Annotated in this window: 8 protein-coding genes and 2 pseudogenes; 4 read left to right on the top strand and 6 right to left on the bottom strand. The window is 52.0% G+C overall.

The window, feature by feature from the left end; translation table 11 throughout:
- Together RGM3321_RS00535 and RGM3321_RS00530 are read left to right on the top strand one after the other, a co-directional pair.
- The coding region (locus RGM3321_RS00535) for a transposase domain-containing protein (RefSeq protein ID WP_144446437.1) at positions 1 to 105 on the top strand (105 nt) is incomplete at its 5' end.
- A 46-nt stretch (positions 106 to 151) separates the two neighbouring features.
- A pseudogene (locus RGM3321_RS00530) lies at positions 152 to 319 on the top strand (integrase); the annotation flags it as partial.
- An 18-nt stretch (positions 320 to 337) separates the two neighbouring features.
- Here the strand turns inward: RGM3321_RS00530 and RGM3321_RS00525 are convergent.
- The 4 genes and pseudogenes from RGM3321_RS00525 to tnpB all read right to left on the bottom strand — a co-directional run bounded on the left by RGM3321_RS00525 (position 338) and on the right by tnpB (position 3,790).
- Positions 338 to 2,194 (bottom strand): hypothetical protein, encoded by a 1,857-nt coding sequence (locus tag RGM3321_RS00525; protein WP_244391111.1) that lies wholly within the window; start codon positions 2,192 to 2,194, stop codon positions 338 to 340.
- 127 nt (positions 2,195 to 2,321) lie between these two features.
- Complete coding sequence (locus RGM3321_RS00520) at positions 2,322 to 2,588, bottom strand: hypothetical protein (RefSeq protein ID WP_244391109.1); 267 nt, start codon at positions 2,586 to 2,588, stop codon at positions 2,322 to 2,324.
- Positions 2,589 to 2,642: 54 nt separating this feature from the next.
- Positions 2,643 to 3,414 (bottom strand): annotated as a pseudogene (locus RGM3321_RS00515) (transposase).
- 16 nt (positions 3,415 to 3,430) lie between these two features.
- Positions 3,431 to 3,790, bottom strand: a complete 360-nt coding sequence (tnpB, locus tag RGM3321_RS00510; protein WP_244391108.1) for an IS66 family insertion sequence element accessory protein TnpB — start codon at positions 3,788 to 3,790, stop codon at positions 3,431 to 3,433.
- Positions 3,791 to 3,837: 47 nt separating this feature from the next.
- Between tnpB and RGM3321_RS00505 the strand changes: the two genes are divergently transcribed.
- Together RGM3321_RS00505 and RGM3321_RS00500 are read left to right on the top strand one after the other, a co-directional pair.
- On the top strand, positions 3,838 to 4,938 hold the full coding sequence (locus tag RGM3321_RS00505) for a phage major capsid protein (protein ID WP_279613862.1): 1,101 nt from the start codon (positions 3,838 to 3,840) through the stop codon (positions 4,936 to 4,938).
- 52 nt (positions 4,939 to 4,990) lie between these two features.
- A complete protein-coding gene (locus tag RGM3321_RS00500) occupies positions 4,991 to 5,197 on the top strand; it encodes a hypothetical protein (RefSeq protein WP_244391104.1) in 207 nt (68 codons plus the stop codon).
- A 218-nt stretch (positions 5,198 to 5,415) separates the two neighbouring features.
- Here RGM3321_RS00500 and RGM3321_RS00495 read toward each other — a convergent pair whose 3' ends face one another.
- Positions 5,416 to 7,344 (bottom strand): AAA family ATPase, encoded by a 1,929-nt coding sequence (locus RGM3321_RS00495; RefSeq protein ID WP_244391102.1) that lies wholly within the window; start codon positions 7,342 to 7,344, stop codon positions 5,416 to 5,418.
- Between the two features lie 881 nt (positions 7,345 to 8,225).
- Positions 8,226 to 9,374, bottom strand: a complete 1,149-nt coding sequence (locus RGM3321_RS00490; RefSeq protein ID WP_244391101.1) for a T3SS effector HopA1 family protein — start codon at positions 9,372 to 9,374, stop codon at positions 8,226 to 8,228.
- Positions 9,375 to 9,607 lie beyond the last annotated feature (233 nt).

Below are 9,607 nucleotides of genomic sequence, written 5' to 3'. Positions count from 1 at the left end.
TATACGTGGCTGCGCCACGTACTTGAGCGGTTGCCGCATGCTGCATCGGTAGAGGATTACGAAGCCTTGCTGCCGTGGAACTGCTCGCCAGAGATGCCTCGCTAAAGCCAATCCTCATTTTTTGCCAGGTGGGGTTTGTGGCTCGGATACACATGGATGGGACAAGGATCACGTAGAGGCGCAGCTCGCGCACAAAGAAGAAGGTGTGAGCGGGGTTTACAACAAGGCGGCGTATCTATTGCAGCGCAGGATGATGATGCAGTGGTATGCGGACTACTTAGAGGCGCTGGAGCTGGTACGCCCCCCTCGAACGCCCTAAGCAATAGAGCAAGATGCGTTAGATCGCCTTCACGTCGTACAGGCATCGAACTTCAAGGTGCTGGACTTTGATGTTCTGGGCTCCTGTAACCGGGTCAAAGCGCAGATACCCCGCAAAACCCTTGTCGCTCTTCATTTCAAAGGTCAGGTCGTTGGTGCCCAAACCGACTGGCTTAACCAGCGAGTTGATTTCCGAAAGCGTTTCCCCAACTGGCGTGTAGAACAACTGTGCTAAGTCTGCCCTCTCAACATCAAGACGAACCCTGACTTGTAACAGCTGGCAAGCGGGCAACGTAGCCAGCATGGTTGGGCTCAGGATAATCATGGGGTCAGCCCCAGTCGTCATCCGGTTTTCAGCGTCGAGAACGGTAAGGTTTGCAACGTCGAATTTGTCCGCCCCTATGTTGTAGAGCGCACCAGTCGTGCCGAATGCGGCAGGCGACGTGGTAGCCAACCCAGCAAAGGACGCCCCCATAGATCGGGAGTAACGCAGGATAGGGCTCATATCAATCCCAGGGTGAAGGCCTGGGCACTGGAAGTACCCGCCACGCTGGTTGCCCTGATTCAGGCACGCAAGATTTTCAACGCGTATATCGTAGGTTTGTTTGTAGTACGCGTCGTGCTCTGTGATTTTTGTGCCGCCGACGAGTGCGACAGATGCGAAACACATAACCACGACTAGTGATACAGGGAACACCTTGTTTGCTTTTGACATTGCAGCAAACACGGCAGCTATCACCAGTGGCCACGCAGCGCATATCCAGAAAAAATGGAACCTCACAAAACTGAATGTGAACAACTTCATTCCAGAATCGATGCTCGCAGGATGAAGATTTGTTCGCCCTGCCGCGACCAATCCGAGGTAAACCAATATTGCGGCGATCATTGGTAAAGCGACAAACGAAACTCGACCGAGAACGCTATAGCTTCCGTACCGTCGAGCCACCATCAATGACAGAAGAGGTATCAGAAACAGCAAGGCAAGCCCACAACTTGCTATACCCAGCGAGAGAAACGGGAACAAATCGGACAGGTACAGAGAGCGTGCAATTTTGGACAGAATGAATATCCAGAACTCAGCATCCCACGGATACGACATTGCGGTATCAGCGCGATGTACACCGTGTTGTATTCCTACAATCACCCAACCTTGCAAAAGGCTTGTGAGTACAGACGGGATCAGCATCAATATCGACATGCTGATTATCTGCTGCGACTTCTTAACCACGAATAGTTCACGGATTAGCATTGCCAAGGAAAACGCGAGAAAGGCAAAGGCACCACTGATATAGACCAGTCCGGATGCCGTCGCCAGAAGAACGCCGAATGTACATTTAAGCTTTGTTCCCAGCGAACTTACGCTGACAAGTGAGGCCATCAGAATGAAGAGCAAAGGCAATACCTGATGGTACGCCATATTTTGAAGGCCCCAGTATGAATCAGGCTGCAACATCAATAGCAGACTTGAAAACGCAGCCGCCGATAGCAACTTGTCGTCTAAGCAATACTCAAGCAGTTTCCACTGAATCAGCAATATACCGCCAAGCACCGTCATCATGCTGATAGCCTGATATGCAACGGTGTTACCACTCAACCATCTGAACGCAAGCGAATCCAGCGCCATTCCGAACGGATAAAGGGTGTCGTTCGAAGATGTAAAAAGATCACTCAGCTTAAGAGAGCCAGCGGTTTCGTTGTAGTACGGCCTGATATCGTCCAAATAAGGTAGATCTATACCGAACCGAAGCCATGAAACCAGATTGAAAGCAGCGGAAAATATGGGAAGCCCAACTAGCACAACGATCAGAACACGCTTACAAAACGTTTCTATTCTAATTTTCTGCGCAGCCAAGTCTGACTGTACAAGGGTTGTCATTGATGCATTCCTTCGCTTTAGGTACGAAAATTTGGCCGGACTGTACCATAGATATTACAAATATCATGCTGTAATGCTGTGATTAAAAAGCAAACTCAGGGCCGAGGCCCCAAGCCGCTACATCTGGTCACACGTCAGATTGCTTTTCCAAACGCTCCAGGCTTGCATTGAGCTGGTTAACGCCGTTGATCAAGACCGCAATGAATTGCTCATAGCGAAGCCCTTGGCGCGACTCTGGATCATTCTTGTCTGACAAAACCCAGCCCGCGAAGTCGTCGATGCCAACGGCCGTCATAGCTTCCTTGACCTGCTGGGCACCTAGCCCGAAGTGCAAACGGCAGCCCTTATCTTTTTTGACATCGTCTTCGTAAACTTCCACGTCTACCGTTTTCATTCGTCCAACGTATCCGCGCCACAAACCCCACCTGGCAAAAAATGAGGATTGGCTTTAGCGAGGCATCTCTGGCGAGCAGTTCCACGGCAGCAAGGCTTCGTAATCCTCTACCGATGCAGCATGCGGCAACCGCTCCAGTACGTGGCGCAGCCACGTATAAGGCTCTTGGCCGTTGAGTTTGGCGGTCTCGACCAAGCTGTAGATCTGGGCGCTGGCCGTGGCGCCTTTGGGCGTGTCGCTGAACAGCCAGGCTTTTCGTCCAATGGCGAACGGCCTGATTGCTCTTTCGGCAGCGTTGTTGTCGATGGGTAGAAAACCACCTTCGATATAACGCTCTATCCGGCTCCAGTTGTGGGCCAGGTAGTTCACCGCTTTACCCAAGGCACTTTGCGACGTGACCTGCGGCTGCGTTGTTTCCATCCATGCTTTGAGCTTCGTCAGCTCAGGCAGGCTTTTTTCCTGACGACCGATGTAACGCTGCTCATCGCTGACATCCTTGAGTTCACGCTCGATGCCATACAGTTTGTTAATGCATGCCAGTGCAACATCAGCGCGGCCCGTTGACCGGTGCAACGACCTCTTCGTCAGCGTCGCCGACGGGTAGCATCGGATCGCTTTCGGGTTCGTTGAACAGTGCCATTTGCGGTGTGTTCAGTTCGACCGTCTGTTCGGACTTGCGTCCGAACAGACGGTCGCGCAGTAACTTGATCTGTTCTTTGAGATCGACGATATGACCCTTGTCAGCCGTGCGCTCAATCAGTAACTGCGCAAGCAGTTGCTTGAGCAATACAGGGTCATCTGGAAGATCTTCGGGTATGGAAATCATGCCCGGATTATACCTGTCAGGCGACGAATCCTGGAGTTAAAACCTGATGAGGGCGGTTGCGCCAGAGATCAAATCCATCCAGCAACCAGTTCAGTTCCTGAACCGTCAGCACGATGGCTTCGTCTGTCTCATCGGGAGATGTTTTGAAACGCTCGGACTCCAGGCGCTTGAGCCAAAGGCAGAAGCCGTTGCGCTCCCAGTAAAGGATTTTCACTCGGTTACGAGGGCGATTCAGAAAAACAAAAAGCACGGGGTCGAACACGGCAACTTTGATGTCCAGCTCGACCAGTGCAGCCAGGCCGTCAATAGATTTTCGAAAGTCCACCGGTTTGGGGTAGAGGTACACTTTTTCGACTTTGGCGTCGGGTCGCATCATGAGGTGCTGACTCCTGAAAAGAATCTGGAGCACAGCATCAAGCTTCAATGGCTGGTTGGGAATGTGGGGTTCATGAGGCGCTTACAACTGACAAGCAGTCAGAACTGCAGGCCCGTATGCTTGAGCTCGAGCAGCGCGCCGTAGCTGGCGGCTTCAACAAATCCCAAAACAGCACGACTCCAGGCAGCAACGTTGTCAGTGCCGCGGTAATTGAGGCTGACGGAATTTCTGCATTTCGAGCAGGCCAAAAATCCACCGGAAAAATGCGCGTTGGCACAAGCCTGCGCGCCGCAGTGACCAACCCTGACAAGGGAGCCGCGGGTTCAAAGGGTTATCCCACCGCGCCAGTACGAGCGCCAGGTATCCAAGGCATTCCACAGCCTCGCTTGAGCCTGCTCGATGTGCTGCCCGTGGTGCCTGTCGAGGGCTCGACGTATGAATACGTACAGCTCGACGGCTATCTGAACGGCGCTGCTTATCAAGTCAAAGAAGGTGACGAAAAGGCTGAGGGCCAACTGCCCACGAAACTGTCACGGGCAGAGATTGCCACCATTGCGACGTGGATTCCGGCAAGTCTTCAGGTCTTGAACGACAACGAGCAGCTCGAGGATCAGATCGGCCTGCTGATGAGCGTTGGCGTCCGTCAGAAACTGGAGGCTGAGTTGCTGGTCGGCGACGGCGGTCCGGGTGAGATCCTTGGATTCGTTGCCCAGGCCCCGGAAGCTGGCATAACCACTGGTAAGCCTGTTGACCGCATCGGCTTGGCGCTGACCGATCTGAAAGCCGCCGGCTGGAATCCAAACGTTGTGGTTATGAACCCCCGCGACTGGTTCGCCATCGAGAGCGAACGCGCAGACGAGGGTGACGGACAGTACGTGATCGGCACGCCTCGCGACCCAGCACCACCGAGCCTGTGGGGTACGCCGGTAGTTGTCACCATGGGGATGCCCGAGGGTAAAGCGCTGATCCTCGACACCACCACCACCGCACTGCTTGATCGCCAAGAGGTGACGGTTGAGGCAAGCCGGATGGACGGCGACAACTTCCGCCGAAACTTAGTGACGATCCTCGCTGAACTGCGCGCAGGCCTCGCTGTGTACGCCCCATCCTCGATGCGCCTGGTGTCCCTGACCCCAACCGCCCCTTAATCACTGGCTGGGCCGGGTCGATGCGTCGGCCCGGCCCATGAGGACTGCACACATGAGCTCCACCAAACCTGAAACGCTACCCAAGCCAATCCAGCAAGCGCTAAACCAGATCGCTCACAGCCGATCCCTGCTCTACCAAGCAGCCTGCCGCGATCAGATCCGGAAGGAAATCGACAAGCTACTGGTCAGTGGCATGAGCCACCAGGACGCGATCGAGGCCCTGCGGGCCAGCCCGCCGACTCTCGACCCTGACTACTAGGCCTGATGGCTGCCCGCCCGCGCTGAGGTATCGATTCATTGCGCGGCCTAGAAACCCGATGCAACTCGCGCGTTGGCAGTTCGAAAGGACGCTGTCGCCTCACGCATGATCCTTGCCAAACTGATCGGCGCCAAACCCCCGCCCCCATCAAGCTCATGAGAAAGCAGCGCAATTTTAGGCGCTGCTTTACTCAGTCAATCGGTTCCTGGCAATCAGCTTTAAGCGGCACCTCGATATACCAGAGTAAGCGCTCGCTGCCCGTAGGCAATCAGCTCCGATGTCACTACCGGTATCGTTTCGCACAAACCGGGATTGGTATCGTGATGAAACTGCATCGCATATCCGTTGAGCTCTTGAAGTTCATTAAGCAAAGTGTGTGCAAAGTACAATGGCTCGTTTGGCTGAGCAGCAGCGATGTGTCCGACTATTTGTCCAAACATAAGGTCTTTTGGAATCAAGCCTGGAAATCTTCTGTGAAGATAGCCTTCAAGAAACGGTCGAATCGCTTTGGCGATGGTTCGATTGTCGTGAGGAACGCCCGCGCAAAGCTCCATTATAATTCGGTGATGCCTATAAAACGGTGATTCGCATTCTTGGTCGGGGTCAAACTTTGCGAGATCACTGTAGCCATCCACAGCGTGCCGTAACTGTAGAATCTGCAGTGCAGGCGCACCCTTTATGGAGAGAGTATCCTTTAAGTCTCTGATAAAGAACGGGTCATGAGCAAGGATAAAAATCTGTTCGGCTTTACTGGCGATCGATTTTAGTATCCCGATCGTCTGGGTTTTACGGTTAACATCCAAGCTACACATCGGATCATCTATGACGACAACCTTATTTTTTAATTCAGGATCTGATGTTACTGTCGCGACGAAGAAAGCAAAAGCCAAAGTCCGCTTGTCACCTTCGCTCAGTGCAGTTGCGAAGCGGGGGGTACCATCCAAAGTAATGGACATTCCTCGAAGAGACAAGCCATATTCGCTACGAGCCCCACTCCTAAAATTAGCATCCATCTTTTCAATAGAAAACGAGGCACCAAATTTCTGCAATATTTCATTTATTGATTTCTGGAAGGTGGCTAGCGTTTGGCTCATCTGAGAAACCAATGTAGCCCTGGCACTTTTTTTCAACGCGTCAGCCTCGGCGGCGTCCTTCTTTGCGGTATTGAGTGACGCAATCAAAGTCGTGACCTGAACAGTTCCACGAGCAACGGCCAACTCATGGTTAATTATGCTCTGACTCATAACCCCTATGTTTTCAGATTGCAGACCCATTCGATAACTTTCAATATCCTTCCGAACCTCACTCACCTGCACATTAGTACGCTTTATATGGGAAAGGACATTTAGCCATTGGGTTGTGGCGAAAAGTTTCTCATCATCGCTACCAAACGGCTCGAGAGGCTTATTTAACTTTGCTCTCACCAGCAACAAGAGGTAAGTCTGCAGCGCCGACATATCCTCCTTCGCCTTATCGCGATCAAACGTCACAGTAGGTAGATTGTGATCAACTGACCATACCGAGATAGTCGCATTACATTTAGAGACCGCTAATTCAATCATATCTACAATTGACTCGGAGGTTCTGGTAAGCACTCCCCTTTCGAGCAAGGCAACTTTAGATTTTAGCTCTTCGTATTTTTTATTAAAATGAGTCCTATAGGCTTTGACTAGAGAAACGTTGCTGGTTTCTTGGGAACAATATGGACAAGTTAAGCCATTATCAAAATGCAAGCCGTCGCTTACCCACCTTTCAATATTCTCGTAACCCGGCTTTTTAAAATGCTGGGTTACGATTTTCTCTGCGTCTTCCTCCACGTCCTGCAATGACGTATTTAATATTTTAAAAAGAGAATCAATATCAAACAACGGCTCTAGTATTTCTGTCGGCAATGGTCGGGCTAGCACTGCCGAAATATTCTGCGCGGTCTGTATACGCTTGCGGAGGTCCGCCACCAATGGTTGTGTTTCAAGCTCGCCAACTGGTTTGAGCTTTAGAAAAGACGAAAGAACCATCCCTTGATGATAGCCCGCCAACTGGGCGGCAACTTGTGAAACCACTGCGTTGGCCGCTGCAGATGACTTTGTGGCCTGATCCTCAGCCGCTTGCGCTTTGACAGCGGAAGCGCCGAGTGCAAACTGCAACAAGTTTTTACGCTGGCCGGGAGTAACTACGCCCCCAGAATGAACGTTCTCTCGATGAATTCGGCGTCGAAGACAAGCAGCTCCGGGCGCAGCTCTGACCAAGCCCCATTTTTAAATGTGACCTTGTGACCGCTCCCAAAGCTCAATGTGGCTTCTGGGGGAGTATTACGGTCCACGGTCTTGCGTTCGTTGATCGCAGACACATCACCCGTTGATACAGACCTTAGGACGCTAGCCAGCGTCGATTTCCCCCTTCCGTTATCTGCATAGATAAGCTGCGTGCTGGATAATTTGAGCGCCTTGCCGTCTACTTCGTGAAGTAGGCCTATTCCTTGAATTCGTTCTATTCTCTCGAGCACAATCTTGCGTCCTTTCAGCAGTGGTCCCGGTCGGGGTTTGGCGTCGATTCGGCTAATTCTATCCCTGCCTGAAATGCGCCCTTTTTTTGTCTTATGGACCATAGCACGCGGCCAAGTTTGCGTAGGGAAGGTTACGAAATCAAACAGCAGCGCCTCTCCGGCTTTTTGTGAGTAGAAACGTGAGTAGATTTGTTACCAAATCGTCAAAAACCCCGATTATACGGATCGCTAATGGCGCTGTTCGAGTCTCCCTCGGGCACCACCTTAAAAAAAGACCTTGAATTTCAAGGTCTTTTTTTTCGTCTGGTGGAAAGTGTCTTGTTGTTGTTTACCGCATGCATCTCCTGAAAAAAATCTGCCTGACTCAATCTCTAAAAACGCCGTTCTCTCCCATGATAGGCTGCCTGAAACATGAAACAGATTCACGGCAGGCCTGTGTTCGAGCAAGGGAAGGACACGCTGGAGAATGGCCCCTCAGGTCCGTCTTCTTGGGCCCGCGACTTCGGGATGTTCAGCAATTCATACTCATTCCAGTCTGAACGCCGGGTTGTCGGGATTGTATCCGGCGCTCTTGAAAGCATTGCGCAACTTCTTCTCCAGTGACGACCTGCTGGTGTCTGCCAGTGCCGACTCGATTATGCTGGCGCGCGACATTCCGTGGCTTGTCCTGTCCTGGGGTGTGCGCTCGGCGTAACACAGTCCCTTGCCCATGGATTGCATTCCAGCTGGCGTATGATTGATAAACGCATCGTCAGGGAGCAGTGCCTGAAGCTCTTTTGCAAGTGTCTGCGCAGCGGAAAAATCTCCGCTTACATAGAAAACCGCAGCATCTGTAAGCGTGCCAATCTTTGCAGGACCGGCCACTTTGGCAGTAATGATATCGTGACGGTCAGCAGTCAACCTGACAGCTGCGTCGACCATGGCCTTCTGGAATTGAGGTTTGACATTTATCGTCAGGCGAGCTTTGACAGCCTCATCTGGAAATTGTGTGCCCGAACGTTCGATCTTGTAGAACTCGTCCGCGGCTTTGGGGTTGTTCATCATGAACACTTTTGTGTCATGTTTTAGCTGCACCTCGCGCACGCCATCCAGAAACTGTGGCCAAATATTGATACCGTCCTTACCGTTCAGCTTATACATATGCGCCAGACACGCCCGGTGCTCAGCGCGTGGCAGCAGTTCTACACGCGGGAGTTCTTTTGCGTAGATCTGATAAAGAGCACTGGAACTTGTGTTGCCATTGGCTTTAGCCTTTTCGGCCCATTGCAAAATACTGCTGTTTACCAAGCGGCCATTGGGCAGCCTGCTGTTCTGGACAGATGTGGCGGCCGAACTGCCTTGCCCCTCTTCGATGTTGAATGGCATACGGCCCAGATGGGTCTGCCCCTGGCGTAGAAGACGGGGACCGGAGGGGACGCGCTTTTCATTCAGTACCTGCGCAATTTGATCAGACTGACTGCTGGAACTCCCACTTAACCCTGCTTTTTTGAAAAACTTGCTCATCGCCATCTGTTTGTCAGAGCGCTGGACAGTCAGGTCATTGTTGGCAGCCGCGCGAATGTCATAGCATTTGCCACCCACTTCTATTTGACCGTGTGCTTTGAGCTCCTGTACATCCACCTCTGAATGTCTAAGTGCCTCGACATTAGAGAAGCGCGTTTGTATCGGGTTCATCACTCATCCTCTTTCAGTGCGCGTCGCGCCACGTTTTTATCCACTCTACAAGTTCGGCGATCGCCTGCTTGAGCGTCACCATACTCACCTTTTCTCTGGGAATTGCCTTAAGGAAACTCTGAAGAAGATCTCTAAGTTTGGCAGAATGCCTGATCTCCACCGCCGAGACGCCTGATGAAGCAGATGACCTTCGCCGACGCCGAGTACGCTGGCAAACGCAAGCAAACCCGTAA

Source organism: Pseudomonas sp. RGM 3321 (genome assembly GCF_022836805.1).
Lineage (GTDB): Bacteria > Pseudomonadota > Gammaproteobacteria > Pseudomonadales > Pseudomonadaceae > Aquipseudomonas.
Note: the sequence above shows the minus strand (reverse complement) of the source record. Positions and strands in the feature narration are given on the sequence as shown.

Coding starts and splice junctions, on each gene's coding strand:
- RGM3321_RS00490 (WP_244391101.1), bottom strand. CDS start 9,374: ATGAACCCGATACAAACGCGCTTCTCTAATGTCGAGGCACTTAGACAT.
- RGM3321_RS00520 (WP_244391109.1), bottom strand. CDS start 2,588: ATGAAAACGGTAGACGTGGAAGTTTACGAAGACGATGTCAAAAAAGAT.
- RGM3321_RS00500 (WP_244391104.1), top strand. CDS start 4,991: ATGAGCTCCACCAAACCTGAAACGCTACCCAAGCCAATCCAGCAAGCG.
- tnpB (WP_244391108.1), bottom strand. CDS start 3,790: ATGATGCGACCCGACGCCAAAGTCGAAAAAGTGTACCTCTACCCCAAA.
- RGM3321_RS00525 (WP_244391111.1), bottom strand. CDS start 2,194: ATGACAACCCTTGTACAGTCAGACTTGGCTGCGCAGAAAATTAGAATA.
- RGM3321_RS00505 (WP_279613862.1), top strand. CDS start 3,838: ATGGCTGGTTGGGAATGTGGGGTTCATGAGGCGCTTACAACTGACAAG.